The sequence below is a fragment of the Arthrobacter sp. C9C5 genome, from assembly GCF_013359735.1.
In the GTDB taxonomy this organism is placed as follows: domain Bacteria; phylum Actinomycetota; class Actinomycetes; order Actinomycetales; family Micrococcaceae; genus Arthrobacter.
In genome coordinates this window covers 144,813-170,625 of record NZ_JABFMX010000004.1, presented here as the reverse complement: position 1 = coordinate 170,625, position 25,813 = coordinate 144,813, and the positions used below count along the sequence as shown (strand labels likewise).

The 25,813-nt window shown below is 69.0% G+C and carries 21 protein-coding genes; 5 read left to right on the top strand and 16 right to left on the bottom strand.

Annotation, left to right across the window (positions count from 1 at the left end):
- Window position 1: 1 nt before the first annotated feature.
- The 8 genes from HNO80_RS04730 to HNO80_RS04695 all read right to left on the bottom strand — a co-directional run bounded on the left by HNO80_RS04730 (window position 2) and on the right by HNO80_RS04695 (window position 11,485).
- Entirely contained in the window at window positions 2–1,018 is a 1,017-nt protein-coding gene (locus HNO80_RS04730) for a nucleoside hydrolase (protein WP_175321745.1), read from the bottom strand.
- A 71-nt stretch (window positions 1,019–1,089) separates the two neighbouring features.
- Window positions 1,090–2,067 (bottom strand): aldo/keto reductase, encoded by a 978-nt coding sequence (locus HNO80_RS04725; RefSeq protein ID WP_175321685.1) that lies wholly within the window; start codon window positions 2,065–2,067, stop codon window positions 1,090–1,092.
- A 55-nt stretch (window positions 2,068–2,122) separates the two neighbouring features.
- The gene (locus HNO80_RS04720; RefSeq protein WP_175321684.1) at window positions 2,123–2,341 is read right to left on the bottom strand and encodes a helix-hairpin-helix domain-containing protein; all 219 of its coding nucleotides are present in this window, start codon (window positions 2,339–2,341) and stop codon (window positions 2,123–2,125) included.
- A gap of 81 nt (window positions 2,342–2,422) precedes the next feature.
- Window positions 2,423–2,980, bottom strand: a complete 558-nt coding sequence (locus HNO80_RS04715; protein WP_175321683.1) for a hypothetical protein — start codon at window positions 2,978–2,980, stop codon at window positions 2,423–2,425.
- 94 nt (window positions 2,981–3,074) lie between these two features.
- Window positions 3,075–5,048 carry a 1-deoxy-D-xylulose-5-phosphate synthase gene (gene dxs, locus HNO80_RS04710; RefSeq protein ID WP_175321682.1) on the bottom strand — a complete coding sequence of 658 codons (1,974 nt, stop codon included), beginning with the start codon at window positions 5,046–5,048 and terminating at the stop codon, window positions 3,075–3,077.
- 131 nt (window positions 5,049–5,179) lie between these two features.
- Window positions 5,180–7,993 carry an aconitate hydratase gene (locus tag HNO80_RS04705; RefSeq protein ID WP_175321681.1) on the bottom strand — a complete coding sequence of 938 codons (2,814 nt, stop codon included), beginning with the start codon at window positions 7,991–7,993 and terminating at the stop codon, window positions 5,180–5,182.
- 172 nt (window positions 7,994–8,165) lie between these two features.
- Window positions 8,166–9,512 (bottom strand): class I SAM-dependent RNA methyltransferase, encoded by a 1,347-nt coding sequence (locus HNO80_RS04700; RefSeq protein WP_175321680.1) that lies wholly within the window; start codon window positions 9,510–9,512, stop codon window positions 8,166–8,168.
- Window positions 9,509–11,485, bottom strand: a complete 1,977-nt coding sequence (locus HNO80_RS04695) for an APC family permease (RefSeq protein ID WP_175321679.1) — start codon at window positions 11,483–11,485, stop codon at window positions 9,509–9,511. Before HNO80_RS04695 ends, HNO80_RS04700 begins: the two co-directional genes overlap by 4 nt.
- A gap of 178 nt (window positions 11,486–11,663) precedes the next feature.
- Here HNO80_RS04695 and HNO80_RS04690 point away from each other — a divergent pair, with 178 nt between their 5' ends.
- Window positions 11,664–12,335 (top strand): potassium channel family protein, encoded by a 672-nt coding sequence (locus HNO80_RS04690; RefSeq protein WP_175321678.1) that lies wholly within the window; start codon window positions 11,664–11,666, stop codon window positions 12,333–12,335.
- Complete coding sequence (locus HNO80_RS04685; RefSeq protein WP_175321677.1) at window positions 12,336–13,106, top strand: potassium channel family protein; 771 nt, start codon at window positions 12,336–12,338, stop codon at window positions 13,104–13,106.
- Window positions 13,107–13,174: 68 nt separating this feature from the next.
- Here HNO80_RS04685 and HNO80_RS04680 read toward each other — a convergent pair whose 3' ends face one another.
- The 4 genes from HNO80_RS04680 to dut form a co-directional block, all read right to left on the bottom strand.
- Window positions 13,175–13,879, bottom strand: a complete 705-nt coding sequence (locus HNO80_RS04680; RefSeq protein WP_175321676.1) for a DUF3159 domain-containing protein — start codon at window positions 13,877–13,879, stop codon at window positions 13,175–13,177.
- A complete protein-coding gene (locus HNO80_RS04675) occupies window positions 13,876–14,283 on the bottom strand; it encodes a hypothetical protein (protein WP_175321675.1) in 408 nt (135 codons plus the stop codon). The genes HNO80_RS04680 and HNO80_RS04675 overlap by 4 nt, the downstream gene beginning before the upstream one ends.
- Window positions 14,276–14,992, bottom strand: a complete 717-nt coding sequence (locus HNO80_RS04670; protein WP_175321674.1) for a DUF3710 domain-containing protein — start codon at window positions 14,990–14,992, stop codon at window positions 14,276–14,278. Before HNO80_RS04670 ends, HNO80_RS04675 begins: the two co-directional genes overlap by 8 nt.
- Before the next feature lie 79 nt (window positions 14,993–15,071).
- Complete coding sequence (gene dut, locus HNO80_RS04665) at window positions 15,072–15,602, bottom strand: dUTP diphosphatase (RefSeq protein WP_175321673.1); 531 nt, start codon at window positions 15,600–15,602, stop codon at window positions 15,072–15,074.
- Window positions 15,603–15,722: 120 nt separating this feature from the next.
- Here dut and HNO80_RS04660 point away from each other — a divergent pair, with 120 nt between their 5' ends.
- Window positions 15,723–16,208 carry a DUF3093 domain-containing protein gene (locus tag HNO80_RS04660; protein WP_175321672.1) on the top strand — a complete coding sequence of 162 codons (486 nt, stop codon included), beginning with the start codon at window positions 15,723–15,725 and terminating at the stop codon, window positions 16,206–16,208.
- Window positions 16,209–16,247: 39 nt separating this feature from the next.
- Here HNO80_RS04660 and HNO80_RS04655 read toward each other — a convergent pair whose 3' ends face one another.
- Window positions 16,248–16,547, bottom strand: a complete 300-nt coding sequence (locus HNO80_RS04655) for a DUF4193 domain-containing protein (RefSeq protein WP_138769577.1) — start codon at window positions 16,545–16,547, stop codon at window positions 16,248–16,250.
- Between the two features lie 324 nt (window positions 16,548–16,871).
- Here HNO80_RS04655 and sepH point away from each other — a divergent pair, with 324 nt between their 5' ends.
- The gene (gene sepH, locus HNO80_RS04650; protein WP_175321671.1) at window positions 16,872–18,293 is read left to right on the top strand and encodes a septation protein SepH; all 1,422 of its coding nucleotides are present in this window, start codon (window positions 16,872–16,874) and stop codon (window positions 18,291–18,293) included.
- Window positions 18,294–18,317: 24 nt separating this feature from the next.
- On the opposite strand, the gene HNO80_RS04645 is transcribed toward sepH, so the two are convergent.
- The 3 genes from HNO80_RS04645 to HNO80_RS04635 form a co-directional block, all read right to left on the bottom strand.
- Window positions 18,318–19,550 carry an alkaline phosphatase family protein gene (locus tag HNO80_RS04645; RefSeq protein WP_175321744.1) on the bottom strand — a complete coding sequence of 411 codons (1,233 nt, stop codon included), beginning with the start codon at window positions 19,548–19,550 and terminating at the stop codon, window positions 18,318–18,320.
- Window positions 19,551–19,617: 67 nt separating this feature from the next.
- Window positions 19,618–20,361 carry a DUF5998 family protein gene (locus HNO80_RS04640; protein WP_175321670.1) on the bottom strand — a complete coding sequence of 248 codons (744 nt, stop codon included), beginning with the start codon at window positions 20,359–20,361 and terminating at the stop codon, window positions 19,618–19,620.
- 33 nt (window positions 20,362–20,394) lie between these two features.
- Window positions 20,395–23,154: a bifunctional acetate--CoA ligase family protein/GNAT family N-acetyltransferase gene (locus HNO80_RS04635; protein WP_175321669.1), complete on the bottom strand. Its 2,760-nt coding sequence runs from the start codon at window positions 23,152–23,154 to the stop codon at window positions 20,395–20,397.
- A gap of 110 nt (window positions 23,155–23,264) precedes the next feature.
- Between HNO80_RS04635 and HNO80_RS04630 the strand changes: the two genes are divergently transcribed.
- Entirely contained in the window at window positions 23,265–25,787 is a 2,523-nt protein-coding gene (locus tag HNO80_RS04630; RefSeq protein ID WP_175321668.1) for a DNA gyrase/topoisomerase IV subunit A, read from the top strand.
- Window positions 25,788–25,813 lie beyond the last annotated feature (26 nt).

Sequence of the window (25,813 nt, the reverse complement as noted above, 5' to 3'; positions counted from 1 at the left end):
GCTACCGTATGCCCAGGGAGCGTGCCAGCGCGCCCACCGAGGCAATCAGCTCGTCGAAGCACTGGCCGGGGTCGTTGCCGGTGACGATCCTGGCGTTCGGCGGCAGCCCCCACAGGCCGCGGAAGTCGGCCACCGTGGTGCCGGCCAGTAGCGGGGACTCCGTCTCGACGTCGACCGTCGCCAGCCGCGTGCTGAAGGGCGTGCGTCCGACGGCGGCGCAGGCGGCGAACGCGTCGTGCATGTGGGCGACGTAACCCTGGTCGTAGAGCCGGTGGAACTCCATGTAGAAGCGGATCGCGTCCGACAGGCACGCCACCAGCGGGCTGCTGGAGCCGCTGCGCAGTCCTTCGGGCTGCTCCGGGAGCACCAGCTCGGGTTCCGCAGCCCCCGCGGCCTCGCCGAGCCGGCGCAGGTGCTCCGGCAGCATCTCGATCCGCTCCGTGGTGTCCAGCGCGCAGACGACCGGCAGCTTGTCCTCGGGCATCCCGCGGTAGGCCGTGTAGACCTCCTTGGCGGCGTGCGGGTCCACCGCGGTGTTCCACTCCGCCGTCGGCGTCGTGTTGCCCTGGTAGTAGAAGCTGCCGCCCATGATCACCAGGCCCTTGAGCAGCCGCGGCAGTTCCGGTTCGCGGCGCAGGGCCAGGGCGAAGTTGGTCAGCGGTCCGGTGATCAGGCCGGTGATCTCCCCCGGATGCGCCCTCGCCTCCTCCACCCAGACGTCCACTGCGTGCCGCGGCGAAATGGCCTGGGCGGGGGCAGGCAGCTCGGCGTAGCCGATCCCCTGCGGCCCGTGGGTCTCTTCGGTGGTGACGAGCGGGATCTCCAGCGGGACCTCGGCGCCGACGGCGACTTCGATCCCCTCCCGCCCGCACAGCTCCAGCAGGGACAGGCTGTTCAGCGCCACCTGCCGGGCCCCGACGTTGCCGGCGGTGCAGGTGATGGCCTGCAGCCGGACCTCGGGCCGGGACAGCAGGTACACGATGGCGAGGGCGTCGTCGATCCCGGTATCGACGTCCATCAGGATCGACTGGACGGCGGCGTCAGCTCCAGTCACCGGAGCGTTCAGAACAGTGCTCAAGACAGGGCGGCTCAGAAGAGTGCGACCTTCGGCGTGCGCGGGAAGATCTCATCGAGTTCTGCCAGCTCGGCGGCGTCCGGGACCCAGGCGACCGCGGCGGCGTTCTGCCGGACCTGCTCGGGCCGGGTCGCACCGGCGATGACGCTGCTGACGGAGGGCTGGGCGGCGAGCCAGGAGAACGCCACCTGGATCTCGTTCAGCCCCCGCTCGGCGGCGAAGGCGGAGAAGGCGCCCAGCTGCTTCCAGTCGGCGTCGTGGACGAGGTTGGTGCGGGTGTGGCTCAGGCGCGACCCCTCCGGCGCCTCCCCCTCGGAGTACTTGCCGGTCAGCAGGCCGTTGGCCAGCGGGAAGTACGGGAGCACGCCCAGGCCGTAGGCCTCGGCGGCCGGGGTGACCTCCAGCTCGGCGCGGCGGTCCAGCAGGTTGTAGTGGTTCTGGCTGGAGATGAAGCGGGCCCCGCCGCGGCCGCGGGCCACGAATTCCGCCTCCGCGATTTGCCAGCCGGCCCGGTTCGAGTGGCCGATGTAGCGGACCTTGCCGCTGGTCACGAGCTCGTCCAGGGCCGCGAGGGTCTCGTCGATGGGAGTCAACGGATCCGGGGTGTGGAACTGGTAGAGGTCGATCCAGTCCGTTCCGAGCCGGCGCAGCGAGGCCTCGGCTGCCTTGATGATGTAACGCCGGGAGCCGCGGGCACCAAAGTCGTTGCCGTTGGTCCCGCGCATGTCCATGCCGAACTTGGTGCCGATCACGGCGTCGCCGCGGCGCGAACCGAGGGCCTTGCCCAGCATGGTTTCGCTGAGTCCGGGCTCCCGGCCGTAGGCGTCGGCGACGTCGAAGAAGGTGATGCCGGCGTCCAGGGCCGCATGCACGACGGCGTCGGTCCCCTCCTGCGACTCGGTGGCGGTGTTGGCCCGCCCCAGGTTGTTGCAGCCAAGTCCCACGACGGAGACGGTCAGTCCGGAATTTCCTACGCGGCGGTATTCAGTCATGGGAATCAGCCTATAACGGCCGCGGCGGGCTCCCGGGCAACGGTACCGAATACCGCTACCCCGCTGGAAGCTCCAGCCCTTGCTCGTCCAGGGCGTCCTGCAGTTGCGCCAGGGTGCGCGGGCAGACCCCCGGCATCCCTGCCAGCCGGCGCCGGCCCAGCAGCACCAGGTGTTCGAGGGTTTCCACCCCCGCATGGGCCAGGGACTTGCGGGCCGGCGCCGCCAGCCCGGCGGGGAGAGGAGTGCTGCCTGGCCGAGGGGATTTCCGCGTCATTGCGTTTCCTTCCAATCGCTTGCCCCCAAACTGATGTGAGCCGTGGCCGGCTCCTTACCGGTGGATTTCCAGGCGTGGTGCCTAGAGCGCGAAGCTGTTGGCCGGTTTGGCCGAGTGCTTGAGCTTGAAGTCCTTACCGTTGAACGGCGCGGCGCCAATGCTCAGCTTGGTGAAGTCCAGGTCCTCACCCCGGATGCAGACCTTGATCGCGTTGACCGTCTTGTTGACGTCCGGCGTGAGGCAGAAGATGTTGAGCTTGGCGTCGGAGAACTCGGAGCGGTCCACGACGCCCAGGCCGCGCCAGGCCAGGTGGCTGATCAGGGCGTCCTTGGCCTTTTCTTCAAGGTAGCGGTCGCGGCTGGTGCCGTCCTTGGTCTTGAGCGCGTACTGCGCCACCACCCAGAACTGCTCCTCGTCCGGGATCTCCGCGTAACCGTCCTCGGCGCACTGCGCCGCGAAGGCCTCCATGAGCCCCTCGCCCGCGGCGGCGTCGGCGGCCTCGGTCTCCTCGGTCTTGCTCTGGTGCCCGACGACGCCGTGGTTCATCACGAACTCGTGGTACTCCTCGTCAATCCAGGCTTCCCTGAAGTGCAGGACTCCCTCTTCGTCGCGCTTGTAGACCCGGATAATGCCGCTCATGGCTGTCCCTTCGTAAACCGTCCGCGGTCAGTGCCGTCGAAGGGTGATTGCTGTGCCTTGACGGCCTGGTAACGCTGGTCCGACGCCGGATTCCTCACAGGATCGGCAGGCTGCCGGTGCTGGGGTGCTGCTGCCCGGGCAGCGGCCGCGCAAACGGCACCTTGGTTCCGAGGACCTGCGCGACGACGTCGTGGGTGATCTGCTGGGCGGTCAGCCCGACCCGCTCCAGCACCTGGCTGCGGCTCCCGTGGTCCAGGAACTCCACCGGGAGTCCAACCTCGTTGAGGGCGGTGTCCACCCCGGCGGCCCGCATTTCCTGGCGGATCCGGGAGCCGACGCCGCCGGCCCGGACGCCGTCCTCGATGCAGATCACGAGGCGGTGGTGCGAGGCGAGGGCGATGACGGACTTGGGCACGGGAAGGACCCAGCGAGGGTCCACCACGGTGGAGCTGATGCCCTGTGCGCCGAGCCGGTTCGAGACGTCGAGTGCGAGTTCGGACATGGCGCCGACGCTGACAATCAGCACGTCGTTGTCGCTGGAGCCGGCCGGGCGGCGGGCCAGCACGTCGACGCCATCGCTGAGCCGTTCGAGGGCTTCGACTTCCGCGCCGACGGTGCCCTTGGAGTAGCGGATGACGGTGGGAGCGTCTTCGACGGCGACGGCCTCACGCAGTTCCTCGCGCAGCCGGGAGGCATCCCGGGGCGCGGCGAGGTGCAGGCCGGGAACGATCTGGACCATCGCCATGTCCCACATGCCGTGGTGGCTGGCGCCGTCGGGCCCGGTGACCCCGGCCCGGTCCAGCACCACTGTGACGCCGGCCTTGTGCAGGGCGACATCCATCAGCAGCTGGTCGAAGGCGCGGTTCAGGAACGTCGCGTAGACCGCCACCACCGGGTGCAGCCCGCCGAACGCCATGCCGGCGGCGGAGGTGAGGGCGTGCTGTTCGGCGATGCCGACGTCGAACACGCGCTCCGGATGGCGGGCGGCGAACTTGTGCAGCCCCACCGGGATCAGCATGGCGCCGGTGATGCCGACGATGTCCTTGCGTTCGTCGGCGATGTCGGCGATCTCGTCGGCGAAGACGGAGGTCCAGGACTTCGCGCCGCCGGCCTCGGTGGGCTCACCGGTTTCCGGGTCGATGATGCCGACGGCGTGGAACTGGTCCGCCTCGTGCGCGCGGGCCGGCGCGTAGCCGTGGCCCTTTTCGGTCATGGCGTGGACGATCACGGGGCCGGCGTAGTTCTTGGCCGTGGACAGCGCGTTTTCCATGGCCTGGAGGTTGTGGCCGTCCACCGGGCCGATGTACTTCATGCCGAGGTCCTCGAACATGCCCTGCGGCGCCCACCAGTCCTTGATGCCCTTCTTCATGGCATGCAGGCTCTTGTAGGTGAACTGTCCTGCCGGGCCGCCGCTCTGCAGCCGTTTCTTCCACCAGTCCAGGGCACCCTCGTAGGCAGGGGCGGCACGGAGCGAATCGATGGTGGGGCGCAGCGAGGCGAGGTAGTCGGCGACGCCGCCGACGGTCGGGGCGTAGGAGCGGCCGTTGTCGTTCACAACGATCACGACGCGGCGCTGCTTGTCCGCGGCAATGTTGTTGATCGCTTCCCAGGCCATGCCGCCGGTCAGGGCGCCGTCGCCGACGACGGCGATCACGTAGCGGCCGCCGTCGCCGGTCAGCTGCCGGGCGCGGGAGATGCCGTCGGCCCAGGACAGTGAGGAGGATGCGTGCGAGCTTTCGACGATGTCGTGCTCGGATTCTGCCCGGTCCGGGTAACCGGACAGGCCGCCCTGCTGGCGCAGCGTGCTGAAGTCCTGGCGCCCGGTGAGGAGCTTGTGGACGTAGGACTGGTGGCCGGTGTCGAAGACGATGCTGTCGCGGGGGGAATCGAAGATCCGGTGCACCGCGATGGTGAGTTCAACGACGCCAAGGTTCGGCCCGAGGTGGCCTCCCGTCTGGGAGACGTTGCCGATCAGGAATTCCCTGACCTCGGCGGCCAGCTGGTCCAGCTGCGCCTGGGACAACTTGCTCAGGTCCTGCGGACTCCGGATGGTCTCCAAAATTCCCAACGGCCCCTCCTCCGGGTAGTAGACATGCCTTTTAACTCTAACGCCTCGGAACCGGGCCGGGTGCCGGAACGCGAAAGCCCCGGTCCGTCAGGGACGGGCCGGGGCTTTCGGGTGGTGCTGCCTGAACTGACCTAGCTGGCCGAGATCTGGCGCAGCACGTACTGCAGGATGCCGCCGTTGCGGTAGTAGTCGGCTTCACCCGGGGTATCGATGCGCAGGACCGCATCGAAGGAGGTGATGGAGCCGTCTTCGGCCGTCGCGGTGACCGTGAGGGTCTTCGGCGTGGTGCCTTCGTTGAGCGCGGTGACGCCGGAGACCGCGAAGGTCTCCGTGCCGGTCAGGCCCAGGCTGGCGGCGTTCTGGCCGGCCGGGTACTGCAGCGGCAGGACGCCCATGCCGATCAGGTTGGAGCGGTGGATGCGCTCGTAGCTCTCGGCGATGACAGCCTTGACACCCAGCAGTGCGGTGCCCTTGGCGGCCCAGTCACGGGACGAGCCGGAGCCGTATTCCTTGCCGGCCAGGACGACCAGCGGGGTGCCGGCGGCCTGGTAGTTCTGCGCGGCGTCATAGACGTAGGCCTGCGGGCCGTCGGCCTGCGTGAAGTCGCGCGTGAAGCCGCCCTCGACGCCGTCGAGGAGCTGGTTCTTGATCCGGATGTTGGCGAAGGTGCCGCGGATCATGACTTCGTGGTTGCCACGGCGTGAGCCGTAGGAGTTGAAGTCCTTGCGCTCCACACCGTTGGCCAGCAGGTACTGGCCGGCCGGGGTGTCCGACTTGAAGGAACCGGCCGGGGAGATGTGGTCCGTGGTGACGGAATCGCCGAGCTTGAGCAGCACGCGCGCCCCGGTGATGTCCTGGACCGGCTCCGGCTGCGCCTTCATGCCCTCGAAGTACGGGGGCTTCCGCACGTAGGTGGACTTCTCATCCCAGGCGAAGGTGTCGCCGGCCGGGGTGTCGAGTGCCTTCCAGCGGTCGTCGCCCTCGAAGACGCCCTCATAGCCGCGGGCGAACATGCCCTTGTCGATCGAGGAGTCGATGACCTGCTGGACCTCGACCGGGTTCGGCCAGATGTCCTTCAGGAAGATGTCGTTGCCGGCTTCGTCCTGGCCCAGCGCGTCGTTCTCGAAGTCGAAGTCCATGGTGCCGGCCAGGGCGTACGCGATGACCAGCGGCGGGGAGGCCAGGTAGTTCATCTTGACGTCCGGGTTGATCCGGCCTTCGAAGTTGCGGTTGCCCGAGAGGACTGCGGTGACGGAAAGGTCGTTGGCCTGGATGGCCTCGGAGATTTCGGCGTCGAGCGGACCGGAGTTACCGATGCAGGTCGCGCAGCCGTAGCCGACGATGTAGAAGCCGAGCTTCTCCAAGTACGGGGTCAGGCCCGACTTATTGTAGTAGTCGGTGACGACCTTGGACCCGGGGGCCACGGAGGTCTTGACCCAGGGCTTCGAGGTGAGGCCCTTGTCCACGGCGTTGCGGGCCAGCAGGGCTGCGGCCAGCATCACGGACGGGTTGGACGTGTTGGTGCAGGAGGTGATCGAGGCGATCGACACCGCGCCGTGGTCCAGCTCGAACTCGCGGCCGTCGGCGGTCTTGACGGCCACCGTCTTGGACGGGCGGCCGTTGGACTTCGGACCGTGCGCGTGCGGAGCAACCTCGCTCAGGTGCGTCGCCGAGGCAGTGAACGACGGCGAGTCGGACGCCGGGAAGCTCTCGTCGATCGCTTCGTCCAGGCTGCCGTCCGGGAGCTCTTCCTTCACGTAGTTGCGCAGGTCCTCGCGGAACTGGGCCTTGGACTCGGTGAGGATGATGCGGTCCTGCGGGCGCTTCGGGCCGGAGATCGACGGGACAACCGTCGACAGGTCCAGCTCAAGGTACTCGGAGAACTTGATCTCGCGGGAGGGATCGTGCCAGAGGCCCTGTTCCTTCGCGTAGGCCTCCACGAGGGCCACGTTCTCGTCCGAGCGGCCGGTGAGGCGCAGGTAGTCGAGCGTGACGTCGTCGATCGGGAACATTGCGGCGGTGGAGCCGAACTCGGGGCTCATGTTGCCGATGGTGGCGCGGTTGGCCAGCGGCACAGCCGCGACGCCTTCGCCGTAGAACTCCACGAACTTGCCGACCACGCCGTGCTGGCGCAGCTGCTCGGTGATGGTGAGCACGACGTCGGTGGCGGTGGCACCGGCCGGGATGGACCCGGTCAGCTTGAAGCCGACGACGCGCGGGATCAGCATGGAGACGGGCTGGCCGAGCATGGCAGCCTCGGCTTCGATGCCGCCGACGCCCCAGCCGAGCACGCCCAGGCCGTTGACCATGGTGGTGTGCGAGTCGGTGCCGACGCAGGTGTCCGGGTAGGCACGGACGACGCCGTCGATTTCGCGGGTCATGACGGTGCGGGCCAGGTATTCGATGTTGACCTGGTGCACGATGCCGGTTCCCGGCGGGACGACCTTGAAGTCGTCGAACGCGGTCTGGCCCCAACGCAGGAACTGGTACCGCTCACCGTTGCGCTGGTACTCGATCTCCATATTGCGCTCCAGCGCGCCGGAGTTGCCGAAGGCGTCGATCTGGACGGAGTGGTCGATGACCATTTCCGCCGGCGCCAGCGGGTTGACCCGCTTGGGGTCGCCGCCGAGTTCCTTCACGGCCTCACGCATGGTGGCGAGGTCCACAACGCAGGGCACGCCAGTGAAGTCCTGCATGATCACGCGCGCCGGCGTGAACTGGATTTCAGTGTCGGGCTCGGCGTTGGGGTCCCAACCGGCCAGTGCTCGGACGTGATCGGCCGTGATATTGGCGCCGTCCTCGGTCCTCAACAGGTTTTCAAGCAATACCTTGAGGCTGAACGGAAGGTTTTCTGCACCTTCAACGGAGTTCAACCGGAAAATTTCGTATTCGGTACCGGCTACATTAAGTTTGCCTTTTGAACCGAAGCTGTCCACAATGCTCATCGCAGGACTCCTCTCGCAACAGTTTCATCTTTGTCGCGCCGCAGACCCCTTGCTAGTTAGGTCAGCCTAACTAGTGCTTTTCCTTGTTCGCACAAGGATCGGTACTTAGGTGCAGGAGGTCAGCCGTGATTACGGAGCGCGACGTCAGACTACTCCGCCCATCCTAGTGGCCTTAGCCCCGGGGAGTCAGTAACGCCACAGTCTCCATGTGGTGGGTGTGCGGGTACAGGTCGAAGGCACGCAGCTCCTCGAGTCCCCAGCCGGCCTGCTGGAAGTAGCCCACGTCGCGGGCAAACGACGCCGGATCGCAGGAGACGTAGGCGATTCCCCGGGGACCGGCCGCGACCAGCTGGTTTACCACCGCCTGGCCGGCACCGGCCCGGGGCGGGTCCAGGACCAGGGCATCGAAGTTGCGCGGCTTTTGCCGCAGTACGCGCTCCACTTTCCCCTGCACGATTTCGACCTGGGATGCGCCGTGCAGGTTCTTGCGGGCATCCCGGCTGGTGCCGGGTGCGCCTTCCACGGACAGCACGGAGCCGGTGACACCGACGGCGTCGGCGAGGGGCGCGGTGAACAGCCCCGCGCCGGCGTAAAGGTCCGCCACCACTGCCCCGGCGGCAAGGTAGCCGCCGTCGTGCAGGAAGCCGGTGACGGCCCCCACCAGGGTGTCCGGGGCGTCGCGGTGGATCTGCCAGAATCCGTCGCCGGTCACACGGTACTCGTGGCCGGCCGCGGTTTCCTGCACCCAGGTGCGGCCCCGCAACTGCGTCACCTCGCCCGTGACCGGGTCCACCCGCGCCACCGAGACGTCGTCCGGCAGTTGGGCCAGGACGGCGCTGAGCCGCTTGGCCCGGGTTCCGGCCGAAGGGATTAGAAGCACCAGCGGCCGCGAACCGTTGGCAGGAGCTGCGACGTCAACCCGTTCGATCCCCTGCAGGTCGATGTCCCAGAGCTTCAGGGCGTTGATGCCCTCAACGGCCAGCGGCATCTCGCGGACCGGGAACACGGCGTCGGAGCGGTGCGCGTGCATGCCGAGCTTGCCGCCGGGCGTCACCGCGAACCCCGCGCGGGTCCGCCAGGCCCGGCCGGTCCCCGCGCCGGCGGCCGCCTCCCCCACGGCCTCAACCGCGATGGGCATGTCGACGCCGGCCAGCCGGCGCAGCTGCTCGGCCAGCACCTCGGCTTTGAGGCTGCGCTGGCGTTCCAGCGAGATGTGGCCCAGCTCGGCGCCGCCGACGGGAGGGTGGCCGTGGGACCAGGAACGCTGCGAGTCGGCCGCGTGCCAGAAGTGCTCCACCCGGTCCGGGGAGGGCTCCAGCACCTCGACGACGTCGGCCCGCCAGAACTTGGCGGACTCGCCGTCGTCGGTGAGCCGGATCCGGACTTTCTCGCCGGGGATGCCGTGACGGACAAAGATCACGCGGCCCTCGTGCCGGGCCACGCAGTGGCCGCCGTGCGCGACGGGGCCGACGTCGACGACGAGCTCGGTGCGGGCGGGCGTCGTGGTGTCGGTGCTCATTGGATATCCTGCAGTTTCTTGGCTTCCTCGGACGATTTCAGCTGCCACGGCACGCTCGCAACCATGACGCCGGGCTCGAAGTGCAGCCGCGTCTTGATCCGCAGTGCCGTCTGGTTGTGGACCAGCTGCTCCCACCACTTGCCGACGACGTATTCGGGAATGTAGACGACGATCAGGTCGCGCGGAGAGTCGCGCCGCATGTTCTTGATGTACTCCATGATCGGCGTGACCGTCTCGCGGAACGGGCTGGCCAGCACCGTCAGCGGCACCGGGATTTCCAGTTTCTCCCAGTCCGCCAGGGTCTGTTCGGTCTCCTCCGGGCTGATGTCCACCGTGATGGCGTCCAGCCGGGAGGGCCGCGAGGCACGGGCGTAGGCCAGCGCCCGGAGCACGGGCTTGCGGACGTGCGAGACGAGCAGCACGGCGTGCACCCGGGTGGGCAGCGCCCGGGGCGAGGAGTCCTCGTCCACGGCGAGTTCCTTTGCCACGTTGTCGTAGTGGGCCCGGATGCTCCACATGATCAGGAACAGGATGAACATGGCCAGCAGCGCGATCCAGGCGCCCTGCTCGAACTTGGTGATCAGCACGATCACCAGGACCAGGCCGGTCATGCCGAAGCCGATGGTGTTGATGGTGCGGGACTTGACCATCCGCAGCTTCGTGGCCGAATCCTTGGCGAGCTTCAGCTCGCGGCCCCAGTGCCGGATCATGCCGAGCTGGCTCAGCGTAAAGGAGATGAAAACGCCCACGATGTAGAGCTGGATGAGTTTGGTGACGTCGGCGTCGAAGGCGATGATCAGCACCAGCGCGCCGGCGGCCAGCGCCAGCACACCGTTGCTGAACGCGAGCCGGTCGCCGCGGGTGCGGAGCTGGCGCGGCAGGTAGCCGTCCTGGGCGAGGATCGAGCCGAGCACCGGGAAGCCGTTGAAGGCGGTATTGGAGGCGAACACCAGGATCACGCCGGTGGCGGCGACCACGATGTAGAAGGGAATGGAACCGGCGCCGAAGACGGTCTGGGCGATCTGGCTGATCGCCGGGTTCTGGATGTATCCCTCGTCCACCGGTTTGCCGTTGAGCAGGAACTCCGTGGCCGGGTCCAGCACGATGTGCACCTTGGTGGCGTTGGCCAGGTAGATGATGCCGGCCAGCATGGAGGCGGCGATCACGCCGAGCAGCAGCAGCGTGGTTGCCGCGTTCTTGCTCTTGGGCTTCTGGAAGTTCGGCACGCCGTTGCTGATGGCCTCCACGCCGGTCAGCGCCGCGGCGCCCGAGGAGAACGCGCGGAGCAGCAGGAACGCGCCGGCCAGGCCCACCAGGCCCTCGTCGAAACCGGCGGCCGGGACGATCTCGAACTCGGCCGACGGCGCCTGGCCGAGTTGGCCGGTGGCGGCCTGGAAGATGCCGACGGCGGTCATGCCGAGGATCGAGAACATGAAGATGTAGGTGGGCACCGCAAAGACGCTGCCGGCTTCTTTGATGCCGCGCAGGTTGACGAGGGCCAGGATTACGACGCCGATGGTGGCGATCGCTGCCTGCTGGCCGTGCAGCGAGGGGACGGCGGTGGTCAGGTAGGCCGCGGCCGAGGACATCGACACCGCGACGGTGAGCACGTAGTCCACCAGCAGGGCCGAGGCGACGGTGAGGCCGGCGTACTTGCCCAGGTTTTCGTTGGCGATCTCGTAGTCGCCGCCGCCGGAGGGGTAGGCGTGCACGTTCTGGCGGTAGGAGGCCACCACGGTGAGCAGCACCACCATGACGGCGAGCCCTACCCAGGGGGAAAACGCCACCGCACTGACGCCGGCCAGTGCCAGGGTCAGCAGGATTTCGTCCGGCGCGTAGGCCACCGAGGACAGCGCGTCGGAGGCGAAAATGGGGAGCGCGATCCGCTTGGGCAGCAGGGTGTGGGCCAGACGGTCGTTCCGGAAGGGCCTGCCTACCAGCACCCGCTTCACGGCATTGAAAATTGTCAGCACCAGACAAAGCTAGTCTGATTCGGACGCGATGTCATGACGGCGGAGCCCGCCCGCCAGCGTCCGGCCGCACGGCGGGGCGGACGGCTGGCCGGCCGTGCCGCCGTCGGACCGGCTCCGGGACCCCGGTGGCCGGTAGAGTTTTACGCAGCAACAGACACAGAAGCTTGAGGAGGCACGTGTGGCGCACTTCGTGATCATGGGTTGTGGCCGTGTCGGGGCAACCCTGGCGCACACACTGGAGGACGCCGGCCATTCGGTCGCGATCATCGACCAGGACGACCGCGCTTTCCGGCGGCTCCGGACGGGTTTCTCCGGCCGCAAGGTCACCGGCGTCGGCTTCGACCGGGAAACCCTCAAGCAGGCCGGGGTCGAGGAGGCCTACGCCTTCGCTGCCGTGTCCAGCGGCGACAACTCGAACATCCTGGCCACCAGGGTGGCCCGCGAGACGTTCCACGTTCCGCACGTCGTGGCGCGGATCTATGATCCGGGCCGCGCGGAGATCTACCAGCGCCTCGGCATCCCCACGGTCGCGGCGGTGCGCTGGAGCGCGGACCAGGTGCTCCGGCGGATCCTGCCGGAACAGCACCTCGCCGGCGATTTCCGCGACCCCTCCGGCCGGCTGGTGCTGGCCGAGGTGGACCTGGACTCCGGCTGGATCGGCCACCCGGTCTCCGCGCTCGAGAAGGCCGCCGACATCCGCGTCGCCTACCTCACGCGCTTCGGCGAGGGCATCCTCCCCGGACCCGGAACGTTGTACCAGGATGGCGACACCGTCCACGCCATGCTCAGCGTGGACCGCACCTCCGAGGTCGCCCACATTCTTGCCAAGTCGCCCGCCAAGGAGTCCTAAGTGAAAGTTGTCATCGTCGGGGCGGGCAGCGTCGGTTCCTCGATCGCCCGTGAATTGCTGGCCCACAAGCACGAGATCCTGTTGATCGACCTCAAGCCCGAGGTGATCGGCCGCAGCGGGCTGCGCGGCGCGCATTGGCTGGTCGGCGACGCCTGCGAGCTCAGCACCCTCAAGGACGCCCGGCTGGAGGACGCCGACGTCGTGGTCTCCGCGACGGGCGACGACAAGGTGAACCTTGTCGTCTCGCTGCTGGCCAAGACCGAGTTCGGCGTGGGCAGGACGGTTGGCCGGGTCAACAACCCGAAGAACGACTGGATGTTCGATGATTCCTGGGGCGTCGACGTCGCGGTCAACACTCCGCAGCTGATGACCGCCCTGGTGGAAGAAGCCGTGGAGATCGGCGACCTGGTCCGCCTGCTCACCCTGCAGACCGGGGTGTCCTCGCTGGTGGAGTTCACGGTGCCGCATGATTCGCACGTGATTGGCCTGACCGTGGGTGACATCGACTGGCCGGAGGACGCGACCCTGGTGGCGATCCTGCGCGACCAGGCGCCCATCACGCCGAGCCGGGACGACGTGATCGACGGCGGCGACGAGCTGTTCTTTGTCACCACCATCGCTGCCGAGGACGGGCTGCGGGCCCTGCTCTCGGCCCCGGAGTCCGACGTCGAGTCGGCCGGTGAACCTTCGAGCGCCGGCCAGCACCCGGTCACCGCGGACCAGCATGGCCGCGAGAGCCAGCCCGCCGGCGGCGACGGCTTCGACGGCTGAGCCGCCCAACTGGCTCGCAGTTGTTGTCGGTTTGGCCCGAAGCCCCGCAAAACGAGAACAACTGCGAGTTAGTTGGGTTCGGTCGGCTCGTCAGCGGGGACCGGCGCCGGGCGGGTGAGCAGCCAGGCCACCCACATGCCCAGGATATACAGCGGCGCTCCCATGATGAGCCTGGTGGTCGCGAGGCCTGCGAGGCCCTGCTCCCCCATCAGATACAGCGGGACCTGCACGAGCAGGCGCAGGGCCAGGACGGAGATGATCACCCAGGTGCCGATCCGGTAAGCCTTCACCCGGGCCGGATGCTTGCGCCAGTCCAGGCCCTCGTTCCGGATGAAACCGAACAGCAGCCCGGCGAAGGGCCAGCGCACCGCGATGGAGATGGACATCGCCAGGATGTAGCCGAGGTTGGTGAAGAACCCCAGGACGTAGAAGTCCTCGGCCTTGCCGGTCGAGTTCGCCAGCCAGGCCGACAGTCCGACGCCGACAATGCCTGCCAGCGCCTGCGTCAGCGGCTTGCGCTGGACCAGCCGGGCGACGGTAAACGCCGCGGCCACCGCCAGCGCGGCGATCAGGGCCAGCGGAAGTTCACGGGTCACGGTGAAGGCGATCAGGAACACCAGCCCCGGAAGGATGCTTTCGGCGATGCCCTGGACACCGCCGGCGCTCTTGAGCACATCGATGTTGCCGTTGCTGGTGCGGTGCAGGCCCGCCTTGGCCGCGTAGCCTTCGGCGAGCTGGGCCACCGAGGGCTGCTGGTCTTCGGGCGTGCTCATTGTTCCTCCAGGCGGGAGAGTATTTCGTAGCGCGGATTGAACATGGTGGGCAGCCCGTCCCGGACCGTGACCATGCCCTCGAGCCGGAGCTCCAGGCCGGCCTTCACCCCGGGGATGCGGCGCCGTCCCAGCCAGATCACCCGGAGCCGGTCGGCAGCCGCGGCAGGCCGCTTGCGCCGGACGCCCGGCTGGGCGGCTTGGGCGGCCTGGACCGCAGAAGCGGCCGGCCGCGCCTTGGCCGGCGGGGCGTCATGGTCGGTGACGATGGCTGTGAAAGCTGCCACCTCGCTGGCCGGGGCATAGGTCACGGACTCAATGAAGCCGCGGCACAGCACACGTCCGCGCTCGGGCAGCCCCCGGACGGGGACAGCTGCGGCAGCTTTCTTGCCGGGGGCATCAACCAATCTGGGTAATCTCCGGTCCGCGCTCGGGTTGCTCGAACTCCGGGGCGCCCTGCGGCGCCGCGACGCCGGAGTCCCGGGGAAGGCGGAGCTGCAGCAGCTCGCGCGGCGGCATCGGGCTCTCGCCCCGCACCACGACGATCTGCCGGAACAGTTCCTCGAGTCCGGCCGCGGCGGCGCGGTCCAGCGCGGCTTCTCCGCCGAGGACACCGCGGAGGAACCAGCGGGGGCCGTCGACGCCGATGAACCGGGCCACACGGTAGCCGTCGCTGCCGTCGCCGGCGGGCAGCTTGGCGACGAGCTCGATGCCGAAGTGGCCCTCAATCTCCTCAACCTGGCCGCCCTGGCTGCCCACGGACTGGCCGATCTGCTCACGGATTTCGTCCCAGAGGCCCTCGGAGCGGGGCGCGGCGAAGGCCTGCAGCTGCAGGCTCGAACCTTCCAGGTCCATGGTGACGGCCACGACGCGCTGGGTGGCTTCCTCGACCTCAAGACGGAGCTGCAGCCCCTCGCGCGGGGCAATCAACAGGGCGCCGAGGTCGACGTAGCCGTCCTGGTTGTCGATGTCCGCGACGTCATGGGGACCGGCGCTCCGCAGGGCGCCATCCGTGCCCTCGGCGGGCGCGCCGGCGTCAGCAGCTGCGGCCTCCCGGGTGTCGCCGGTGTCCGTCAACTGCTCCTGCTTGGCTTTCCTGCCACGCCCAAAAACCATGGGGTTGTCTCCTTAGTTGTGATCCTGTGCGAAGCGCTCGGCCGCGCCACAGGGTTCAGCTGCGTCAAACGGGCGGGGCTCAGGCCCCGGGGGCGCCGAAACCGCCGGTGGAGCCGAAGCCGCCGCCGCCGCGGACCGAATCGCTGAGCTCCTGGACGGGCACGAACTCCGCGTACTCCACGCGCTGGATGACCATTTGTGCAATTCTATCGCCGCGGCGCAGTTCAATCGCCTCGTCGCGGTCAGTATTCAGCAGTGTCACGGCAATCTCCCCGCGGTAGCCCGCGTCGACCGTGCCGGGTGCGTTCACCACGGTCAGGCCGTGCTTGGTGGCCAGACCGGACCGGGGGTGGATCAAGGCGACAAAGCCGTCAGGAAGCGCGATGGACACGCCGGTGGGCACCAGCCGCCGCTCCCCCGGCCCGAGCACAACGTCCTCGCGGGCGCGCAGGTCCGCGCCGGCGTCGCCCGGGTGGGCGTACGACGGCGGCTGCAGGCCGTCGTCGAGCATCTTCAGCTGCACCGTCAGGGTGGGGGCTCCGTACGCCGGAAGGTCGCTGGCTGCGGGGTCTGCCGCCGGGGTATTCACGGCAGTGGTTTCTTCAGTCACAGTTCCCCACTGTAACGCCCGCGGGGATGTTAGACCTACCGCGCCGCCGCCCCCGGTGTCCGCGGGCGCCGGCCTGGCGGCCAAGGTGAAATGGCCCGGGAAAAGTGGAAAGCTGGGCTCATGCCCGAATCCAGCGCAGCCATGCCGGCCTCCAACAGCACCCCCAATGACGCCACCGTCCTGTTCAGCGAAAAGCTTTGGCCGAATTTCTGGATCTGGCTGGTGGCTGCCGGGCTGGCCGCGGCGGGCATCCTGGTGTTCGCGCCGATCAGCATGGCCGCCGGCATCACCGCCGCCGTCGTGCTCTTCGCAATCCTGGCGGTGTTGCTGATCCTGTCCACGCCGTCCATCACCGTGACGGCCGCAACGTTGCGCGTGGGCCGGGCGACGATTGAACGCCGCTTCGTCGGCGAGGCCACGGCGTTCCGCGGCGCGGAGGCGACGGCGGAGCGCGGCACCCGGCTCAACGGCCTCGCGTTCATGTGCATCCGCGGTTGGATCGACCCGGTGGTCCGCATCGAGATCACCGACCCCTCGGACCGCACGCCGTATTGGCTGGCGTCCACGCGGCACCCGGACGAGCTCGTCACGGCGCTGTCCCGTTAAGACCGGGCTGGCCCCAGGCCGGCACGAGGGCGACAGCCTTTAGCCTTCGCAGTCCTTGCAGTACTTCAGCCCGTCCTTTTCGCGGGCGATCTGCGAACGGTGGCGGACAAGGAAGCAGGAGGCACAGGTGAATTCGTCTGCCTGGGCGGGCAGCACCCGGACCAGCAGCTCCTCGCCGGACAGGTCCGCGCCCGGGAGTTCGTAGCCCTCGGCGAGGTCGGTTTCGTCTTCATCGACCACCGCGGAAGGCTTGTCCGTACGCCGCGACTTCAGTTCCTCGATGGAGTCCTCGTTGAGGTCTTCCTCAGTCTTGCGTGGCGCATCGTAGTCTGTCGCCATTAGTTGTTGCTCACACTCCGCATTCGTTGGGCTGGTTCGCCTCCGCCGCACCGGCGGGGCTGGTAGCCCCCGCCCCGGTCCGGGTTCGGTTCACCGATGTCAACGCCGGACAACCGCTTTTTGTGCCCGATGTCGGGTCATTTTTGCCCAAACCCCTGCCGAGCGCCAGAGGCCAGTGGTCCGGCGGCGGCGCCGTCCGCTCCGGGCGGCCCCAATCCGGCTGAAAGTCGCGGAAAATCACGGCGCGCCCTCCCTCCTAACCCGAATTGGGACCCAACGGTGGCAGAGTTTCGAATGTTAGTAATGCCAGGGTGGAGGATTTGTATGCAGGATCTACGGCTTGTAGGCGTCCACGACGACGGGGAGCATCTCCTGTTGAGTGGCACCGGCGGCGAGATGTTCCAGCTGCCGATCGATGAGGCTCTTCGGGCGGCTGCGAGCCGGACGCCGGCGAAGGCTGCTTCCGGCGTGGGCGCCGAGCCCATTGCCATGTCCCCCCGCGATATTCAGGCCAGGATCCGCAGCGGTGCGACCGCCGCGGAGGTGGCCGCTCTTTCCGGCATTCCGCTGGCCAAGGTGCAGCGGTACGAGGGCCCCGTGCTGGCCGAGCGCGAGTACGTCGCCCAGCAGGCACGCAAAATCGAGGTGGCCTCTCCTTCCGCGGGTCACGACAGCTACCGCTCCTTCTTCGGCGACCAGCCGGCGACCCTGGACGACATGGTCGTGCACCGGCTGCGGGCCCACGGGATCGAGCCTTCCTCGGTGGAATGGGACTCGTGGCGCCGCCCGGACGGCAGCTGGAACGTGGTGGCCCGCTTCGCAGCGCAGCCCGGCGCCCACGCTGCGATCGGTGAAGAGCCGCCTGCCATGTGGACGTTCAGCCCGGCGCGCAAGTCGCTGCAGAACGCCAACCGCTGGGCCCAGCAACTCAGCGAACTCGAGCCGATGGACGGCCCCGTCCCGGCCCGCCGCCTCTCGGCGGTTTCGGACCGGCCCTTTGATTTTGAGACCGATGCGGAAGCCGCGGCACGCAGTGCCACGGCGCAGCTCAGCATCGTCCAGCAACATGGAGTCCAGCAGGAGAAGGACGCCGACGGGCTGCTGGACATGCTTCGTTCCCGCCGCGGGCAGCGCCTCGGCCTGGACGAAGACGCCGACGACGCACTGGCGCTGCTGCTGACAAACGGCGTTCCCGCCGCCCACCCGCGGCCGTCCGAGGTTCCGTCGCTGGATGAGACCGAAGACGACGTGGTGGAGGTTGAGGCGCCCGGGGAGGACGCTCCGGCGGAGGAAGCAACCCCGCCCGCGGCGTCAGCCGAACCGCACTCGATTCCCAACCCCGACGCCTTCACCCGACGCCGGGACGCCCGGCCGTCCATGCTCTCCCGCCTGAGCCTGGCGCCACGGCACCAGGACACTAGCGACGACGACGCGCTGAAGCTTCACGACGGGGTCAGCACGGAAACCCGCGAGATCACCATCGCGGCCTCGCAGTTGCGCCCGGTGCGGACCGGCCCCACGTCCAGCCCCGGGCTGGATGAGCTCTTGGGCGGCGGACCGTCCCGGCGCGCGCAGAACGAGTCTTCAGCGGCATCCCGCACCGACGCATCCCGCCCCGAAGCCTCCCGGAACGACACGTCCCGGGACGAAAGGGAGGCTGAAACGCCGGAGCGCCAGCCCTCCAAGCCCAAGCGCTCCAGTGTGCCCAGCTGGGACGAAATCGTCTTCGGCACCCGCAGCGACTAGGCTCTCGGCCCTCCCGGGGCCAAATCAGCGCCGCGGAGCTTTTTTGGCGGCCTTCCCGGCCGTCCTGGGCCCGCCCGGCTTTCCCTCCGCGGTGAAGCACAGCAGCGGCACCTCGCGCTCCGCCTTGGTCAGCGAGCCGTGCTGCCCCACCACCTCTAGCGCCCTGGCCTGGACCCTGCGGGTGTCGTAGAACGCCAGCGCGTCGCGGGCAGCGATCATGACGTCGCCGATCCGCGGCCCGACCGGGCCCCGGACCTCGCCGAACAGTCCTGCAGCCACGGCCTCTTCCCGGGTGAAGGCCCAGATCCGGTCGCCGAAACGGGCCCGCCAGGCCTCCAGCAGCCGCAGCCGGCCGGCGTCGTCGACTCCATCCTCCAGGTAGAGGTGGACCATGCGCGGCTCCCCCGCCGTGTGCCGTACGCCGGCGATGAGGTCCGGCTCGGCGGAGTAGTCGATCCGCTGCGATTCCGGCACGTCGAGCATGCCGTGGTCCCCCGTGACCAGGACGGTGGTGCCGGCCGGGAGGGTGGCATTGAGCCGTCGGACGGTCGCATCGAGCTCTTCGAGCTGGTGCTCCCACTGCGGGGACTGGCAGCCGTAGCGGTGCCCGGCCTTGTCCAGTTCGTGGACGTAGAAGTACATCAGCGAGCTGTCCGCCCCGGCCATGGCTTCCGCCGCGGCCGCGGTCCGGGCGTGCGAGGTGGTTCCGGCCAGGAAGCGTCCGCCCCTCAGCGCGGCCTGGGTCATTGCGGAGTCGCTGAAGCGCGGCAGGCCTACCGTGCTGACGTCGACGTGCCCGGCTGCCCGCTCGAACACGGTGGGCAGCGGCTGCCAGAGCTGAGGATCGACGCCGTCGTCCCAGTTGCCCAGCATGTTGACCACCCGGTCCTGGTCCGGGTCCAGCACGTCGTAGCCGACCATCCCGTGCTGCCCGGCGGGCAGCCCGGTCCCGAAGCTGGCCAGCGACGCGGCCGTGGTGGACGGGAAGGCAGCATCGAGCCACACCGGCACGGCACCCTGGCCTACCTGCAGCACCGAGCGCAGGAACGGGGTGTGGGCGATCTTCTGCTTGAGCAGTTGCCGGCCGAGGCCATCGGCCAGGACGACGCAGACGTGCTTCGCCGAGGGGAGGTTCAGCCGGTTCTGGAAACCGGGGACGCCGAGGCTGGCCGCGGCGCTGCTGAGCACCTCCGCGATGGAACGTTCCCCGTAGGCCGGAGGCGCGGGCATCCCGGCCGGGCCGCCGGGCGCGGGCATCGCGGACGGACCGCCGGACGCCTGCGGTGAAGGTAGCGGGAACCCGGAGGCGCGGACCGGCACCATCTCAGCGCTGGTGGCCGCGGCTGAGGCGGTTTCCGAAGACGCCGGTCCGGGGGCGCGGCGGAAGCGTGGAGACACCGTGCGGCGCGGGGGCCGTGGATCCGGTGTTCACGGCCCGGAGTGCGCGGGCGAAGAGCTTCGCGTCCTGGACAGCCTGCAGGCCGTCGGCTTCGGCGCTGATCCGCAGCACGATGTCCTCCTGCGCGATCGTGCCGCTGTAGCCGTGGTCGGCTTCGCACTGCGGGTCACCGCAGCTGGCGGGGCCCATGTCGAGGCGCTGGCCGCCGGACCAGGCGATCGAGAGGGTTAGCTCACGGACCGGGTCCGAGGGCTTGTAGTCCTGCGGCTGGGCGTAGACGTAGCTGAGCACCACCGAGCGGATCTGCGTGACGGGGACGGACTCGGTGGAGACCTGGGCCACGATCTGCTCGCCGGCCTCGTCGAGCTGCTGGTCGTCCACATGGGTGATCACCAGCATGTCCTCGGTCAGGACCAGCACGGTGATGTGCCGGCGCACTTCGGCCCGGTCAAAGTGGGTCTCGAGGTGGACCAGGTGGGCCACGCAGTCGCGACCGTCCAGGGCGTCGGCGACGACGTCGGCCACCAGGCGGGGGTAGAAGCCTGCCTGCTGGAGGGCGCCTTCCAGGCTTTGGCCCTGCGCGCTGTGGTCGTGCAGGCCCTGGTGCGGGGAGCCGTGGCGGCCGGAGACGGACGCCTGGGGCTGGGATGCTGGAGGCTGGGAACTCATGGCTTCCATTTTCACAGATCGGCTGGGGACTTGCTAACCGCGCATGGCGCGCCTGGCCGTGTCCGTGCGCTGGGCGGCGTTGGCAATCCGGACGTCGGCGGCCAGGATCACGGCGCCGTCGGGCCCGGCCAGGACCGGGTTGAACTCCACCAGGGCGATCTCGGGGTGGTTATCCTTGAGCCTGGTCAGCCGGGCCGCCAGGTCCTCGAGCGCGGCAGCGTCGACGGCGGGCAGGCCCTGGTAGCCGAACAGTTTGCGCGACGCGCGGGGCGCGCGGATGAAGTCGTGCACGTCCGAGCCGGAGAGCGGCGGCACCCGGTGGGCCCAGTCATCGAGGAGGTTCACGGCGTCGCCGGCCAGCCCGAAGGACACCACCGGGCCCAGCAGCGGGTCCTCGATGGCGCGGAAGGTGCAGGCCTGCCCCACCGGGGCCATCGACTGGACCTCGAGGGAGGGCGAGCCGTAGCGCTGCAGCGATTTGCGCATCTGGGAGATGTTGCGGCGCAGCGAGTCGGCGTCCTGGATGTCCAGGCGTACCCCGCCAAGGTCGAGGCGGTGCCGCAGCGCCGGGTCCGTGGTCTTCAGCGCCACCGGCCAGCCGAGCCGCTCCGCCGCGGCGACGGCGTCGTCTTCCGTCTCGAAGCCCTCCGAGGGCAGCACCCGGATGCCGTAGCGGCCCAGCAGCTTCGCGGCGGACGCGGGGTCCAACCGGACCAGCTGCTCGCCGCCCACTGGCCGGAGCAGTTCCTCCAGGTCCTCGTGGGCGCCCTCCGGGTCGCAGCCTTCGGGCTCCACGAACAGCCCCTGGTCGCGGACCACCCAGTGGGCGTAGCGCACCACCGCGGCGAGGGCGGCGACGGCGGCCCCGGGGTTGGAGTAGCAGGGCACCCCGGCGGCCGGTTCCAGGGCTGTGCCTTCCGCGCCAGCGGATTCCGCAGCCGCGGCTCCCGCGGCTCCCGCGGCTGCGTCCTCTGAGGCGCCGACCATGCCCTCGACGTAGATCGACGGGTCGAGGAGGCCGGTGAACGCGGCAACCACAGGTTTCCCGGCGGCCGCCGAGCACTCGGCCAGCACCGCGCCGATCTTTTCGACGGTCAGCCCGCGGGCCGGCAACAGCGCCACCACGACGGCGTGCACCGAGTCGACCGTCAGCGTCTCCTGCAGGCTGCGGCGCAGTGCCGGCAGCGCCCGGGACATGCCGGCGTCCAGGTCGACGTCGGCCACGATGCGCTCCACGCCGAGACCGGCCGCGGTGGCCCGGTCCGCCACCACCTTGCCGAGCGCGCTTGAGTTGCTGAACACAGCCACGCCGGGTCCCTTCGGCAGCGGCTGGCTGGAGACGATCTGGGCGACGTCCATCAGCTCTTCAATGGTCTCCACCCGGATCACGCCGGCCTGTCGCATCATGGCGTCCAGGGCCTCGGGGGGCGCCTGCGTGGTGCGCACGGCGTGGCCGGGCGGCAGGTTCAGGCCCATCGCATCGGACTTGGCCACGATCACCGGTTTGGTGCGCGCGAGCCGCCGGGCCAGCCGGGAGAACTTGCGCGGGTTGCCGATCGATTCGAGGTAGAGCCCGACGGCGGTGGTGTCGGCGTCGTCCTCCCAGAACTGCATCATGTCGTTGCCGGACACGTCGGCGCGGTTCCCGGCGGAGAGGAAGGTGGAGATGCCCACCCGGCGGCGGCTGGAGGCGGCGTAGAGCGAGACGCCGATCGCCGCGGACTGGCTGAACAGGCCGAGGCCGCCGCGGCGCGCCAGCGACGGCGCCATCGAGGCGTTGAGCGACACGGCGGGGTTGGTGTTGACGATGCCCAGCGAGGCCGGGCCGATCACGCGCATGCCGTTCGCGCGGGCCTGGCGGACCAGCTCGCGCTGCCGGGCGAGGCCGCGTTCGCCGTCGTCCGCATAGCCGGCGGTGGCCACCACGATTCCCTTGACCCCGGCTTCCCCGCACTCCTGGACGACCTTGGGCACCTCGTCGTACGGGACCGCGATGATGGCGAGCTTGACCGGGCCGGGGACCTCGGAGAGCTTGGCGAAGGAGAGCATGCCGGCCAGTTCCAGGGCCTCGGGGTTGATCGCGTAGACCGGGCCGGTGAAGCCGCCCTCGATGATGTGTTCCAGCAGCTGGTAGCCGACGGTGCCCCATTTGCGGCTGGCCCCGATGACGGCCACGGAGGACGGGGCGAGCAGTTCCTGGATGCTGCGGGCCTCGGCGCGGTGTTCGCGGGACTCCATCACGGCCCGGGACTTGTCCGTGGGGTCGATGTTGAACTCGAGGCTCACGACGCCGTCGTCGAAGTGCCGTTTGACGTCGTAGCCGGCGTCGGAGAAGACCATCAGCATCTTGCGGTTCTCCGGCAGCACCTCGGCGCTGAACTTGCGGATGCCGTTTTCCCGGGCCGCGGCGGCGAGGTGTTCGAGCAGGATCGAGCCGATCCCGCGGCCCTGGTGCGCGTCGGCGATGTTGAACGCCACCTCCGCTTCTTCCGGGTCGTCGAGCCGGTCGTAGCGGCCAATGCCCATGATTTCGCCGCCGATCGTGATCACCAGGGCCACCCGGTCCTTGTAGTCGACCTCGGTGAAGCGCTTGAGTTCCTTGGCGGACAGCTTGGACTTGAACGCGAAGAAGCGCATGTAGATCGACTTCTGCGACTGGCCCACATGGAAGGCCTGCACCGCGTCGGAGTCGGCGGGGTGGATGGGGCGCAGGTGCGCTGTCCCGCCGTCGCGCAGCACGACATCGGCTTCCCAATGTTCCGGATATACGCCGTCCGCGGGCTGATCCACCATAGGCTTAGCCTAGCCATAAACTTGAGCTGCCCGCCGTCATCGCGCCTCAACGCTCACGCAAGACCCGCGCACCATCAACTGAGTAACCCGTAGAAGGACCCACCAGCCTCATGGCACGCCGCCAAACCACGCCCCCGGCAGGGGAAGCCCCGGACTTCACCGAGAACATCGTCGACATCGACGTCACTTCCGAAATGGAAGGTTCGTTCCTGGAGTACGCCTATTCGGTCATCTACTCCCGGGCCCTGCCCGACGCCCGCGACGGCCTCAAACCCGTGCAGCGGCGCATCCTGTACATGATGAGCGAGATGGGCCTGCGCCCGGACCGCGGCCATGTTAAGAGCGCCCGCGTGGTGGGCGAAGTGATGGGCAAGCTGCACCCGCACGGCGACACCGCGATCTACGACGCCATGGTCCGGATGGCGCAGGACTTCTCCCTGCGGCTGCCCCTGATCGACGGCCACGGCAACTTCGGCTCGCTCGACGACGGCCCGGCCGCCCCGCGCTACACCGAGGCCCGGCTGGCGGCGGCGGCGCTGACCATGACGGACCACCTCGACGAAGACGTGGTGGACTTCGTCCCGAACTACGACAACCAGCTCACCCAGCCGGACGTGCTCCCGGCCGCGTTCCCGAACCTTTTGGTCAACGGCGCCACCGGCATCGCCGTCGGCATGGCCACCAACATGGCCCCGCACAACCTGGGTGAAGTGGTAGCGGCGGCTCGGCACCTGATCGCGCACCCGGACGCCTCGCTCGAGGACATCATGAAGTTCGTCCCGGGCCCGGACCTGCCCACCGGCGGCCGGATCGTGGGCCTGGACGGCATCCGCGACGCCTACGCCACCGGCCGCGGCTCTTTCAAGACCCGGGCCAAGGTCGACATCGAACAGCTCTCGGCACGCCGCACCGGACTCGTGGTCACGGAGCTGCCGTACATGGTGGGCCCGGAGAAGGTGATCGAGAAGATCAAGGACGCGGTCAACGGCAAGAAGCTGACCGGCATCAGCGACATCGTGGACCTCACCGACCGCAAGCACGGGCTGCGGCTCGTGATTGAGCTGAAGAACGGCTTCAACCCGAACGCGGTGCTCCAGCAGCTTTACCGCTTCACGCCGATGGAGGACTCCTTCGGCATCAACAACGTCACGCTCGTCGACGGCCAGCCGCAGACCCTGGGGCTGCTGGAGCTGCTCTCCGTCTACGTGAACCACCGCATCAACGTGGTCCGCCGCCGCACCTCCTTCCGCCTGGGCAAGAAGAAGGACCGCCTGCACCTGGTCGAGGGCATGCTCATCGCGATCGTGGACATCGACGAGGTCATCCAGATCATCCGGTCCTCGGACGAGGCCGCCGCGGCCCGCACCCGGCTGATGTCCATCTACGATCTCTCCGAGATCCAGGCCAACTACATCCTGGAACTGCGGCTCCGTCAGCTGACCAAGTACTCCCGGATCGAGCTGGAGAAGGAACAGGAGGAGCTGCGCCGCGAGATCGCCGAACTCCAGGCCATCCTGGACTCCCCCGAGCTGCTGCGCGGGCTGGTTTCCGACGAGCTCGGCGAACTCGCGGACAAGTACGGCACGCCGCGACGGACCGTGCTGCTCGAATCCGAGGCGGTCTCCCCCACGGTGGCCGCCGCCCTCGCCGCCGCACCCGGCGCCAAGGGCAAGGCCGCGCCGCTGGCCCTGGAGATCGCGGACGACCCCTGCTGGGCCATCCTCACGGCCTCCGGCCAGATCGCCCGCACGGCCAACCAGGACAGCCTCGCCGAGTCGGGCCCGCGGACCAAGCACGACGTGTTCCGCTCCGTGGTCAAGACCTCGGCGCGTGGCGAGATTGCCGCGGTCACGTCGCAGGGCCGGATGCTGCGGCTCCAGGTGATGGACATGCCGGTGCTGCCTCCGACCTCGGGAACCCCCAACATGGCCGGCGGCGTCCCCGCCAAGGACTTCATCACGCTGCTCAAGGGCGAAACCCTCGTGGCCTTCGCCCCGCTGGACCAGGTGCTCGCGATCGGGACCGCGCAGGGCGTGGTCAAGCGCGTCCAGCCGGACTACCCGCTGAACCGCGAGGACTGGGAGGTGATCGCGCTCAAGGACAAGGACACCGTGGTGGGCGTCGAGCCCGCCGCCGAAGACGACGTCGAACTCGTCTTCGTGACGCGGCAGGCACAGCTGCTGCACTTCAGCGCCGCGGCGGTCCGGCCGCAGGGACGCACCGCGGGCGGCATGGCCGGGATTAAGCTGGCCGCCGGTGACCGGGTGCTGCACTTCGGCACCGCCCGCGCCACCGACGACGCCGCCGTGGTGGTCACCATCGCCGGCACCGAGGGCGCGCTGCCCGGCACAGCCCCCGGCGCCGCCAAGGTCACGGCGCTGGCTGAATACCCGGCCAAGGGCCGCGGAACGGCCGGCGTCCGTGCGCACCGCTTCCTCAAGGGCGAGGACACCCTGCTGCTCGCCTGGGCCGGTCACGGCCCGGCGAAGGCATCCTCGCTGGCCGGGGTGGCCCGCTCGCTTCCGGGCGAGCACGGCCGCCGCGATGGCTCCGGCATTCCGCTCTCCCAGGCCATCGATGCGATCGGTCCGAGCATGGCCTGGGCCAGGGAAGAAACGGCGCCGGAGGACTAGGCGGGCATGCGGCGTGGGCAGACCCG

Excerpts from the sequence above, each read along its gene's own strand:
- HNO80_RS04640 (WP_175321670.1), bottom strand. The coding sequence starts at position 20,361 with ATGAGTTCCCAGCCTCCAGCATCCCAGCCCCAGGCGTCCGTCTCCGGC.
- HNO80_RS04725 (WP_175321685.1), bottom strand. The coding sequence starts at position 2,067 with ATGACTGAATACCGCCGCGTAGGAAATTCCGGACTGACCGTCTCCGTC.
- HNO80_RS04730 (WP_175321745.1), bottom strand. The coding sequence starts at position 1,018 with ATGGACGTCGATACCGGGATCGACGACGCCCTCGCCATCGTGTACCTG.
- HNO80_RS04660 (WP_175321672.1), top strand. The coding sequence starts at position 15,723 with ATGCCCGAATCCAGCGCAGCCATGCCGGCCTCCAACAGCACCCCCAAT.
- HNO80_RS04715 (WP_175321683.1), bottom strand. The coding sequence starts at position 2,980 with ATGAGCGGCATTATCCGGGTCTACAAGCGCGACGAAGAGGGAGTCCTG.
- HNO80_RS04700 (WP_175321680.1), bottom strand. The coding sequence starts at position 9,512 with ATGAGCACCGACACCACGACGCCCGCCCGCACCGAGCTCGTCGTCGAC.
- HNO80_RS04705 (WP_175321681.1), bottom strand. The coding sequence starts at position 7,993 with ATGAGCATTGTGGACAGCTTCGGTTCAAAAGGCAAACTTAATGTAGCC.
- HNO80_RS04670 (WP_175321674.1), bottom strand. The coding sequence starts at position 14,992 with ATGGTTTTTGGGCGTGGCAGGAAAGCCAAGCAGGAGCAGTTGACGGAC.
- HNO80_RS04630 (WP_175321668.1), top strand. The coding sequence starts at position 23,265 with ATGGCACGCCGCCAAACCACGCCCCCGGCAGGGGAAGCCCCGGACTTC.
- HNO80_RS04645 (WP_175321744.1), bottom strand. The coding sequence starts at position 19,550 with ATGCCCGCGCCCGGCGGCCCGGCCGGGATGCCCGCGCCTCCGGCCTAC.
- HNO80_RS04720 (WP_175321684.1), bottom strand. The coding sequence starts at position 2,341 with ATGACGCGGAAATCCCCTCGGCCAGGCAGCACTCCTCTCCCCGCCGGG.
- HNO80_RS04680 (WP_175321676.1), bottom strand. The coding sequence starts at position 13,879 with ATGAGCACGCCCGAAGACCAGCAGCCCTCGGTGGCCCAGCTCGCCGAA.
- sepH (WP_175321671.1), top strand. The coding sequence starts at position 16,872 with ATGCAGGATCTACGGCTTGTAGGCGTCCACGACGACGGGGAGCATCTC.
- HNO80_RS04635 (WP_175321669.1), bottom strand. The coding sequence starts at position 23,154 with ATGGTGGATCAGCCCGCGGACGGCGTATATCCGGAACATTGGGAAGCC.
- HNO80_RS04655 (WP_138769577.1), bottom strand. The coding sequence starts at position 16,547 with ATGGCGACAGACTACGATGCGCCACGCAAGACTGAGGAAGACCTCAAC.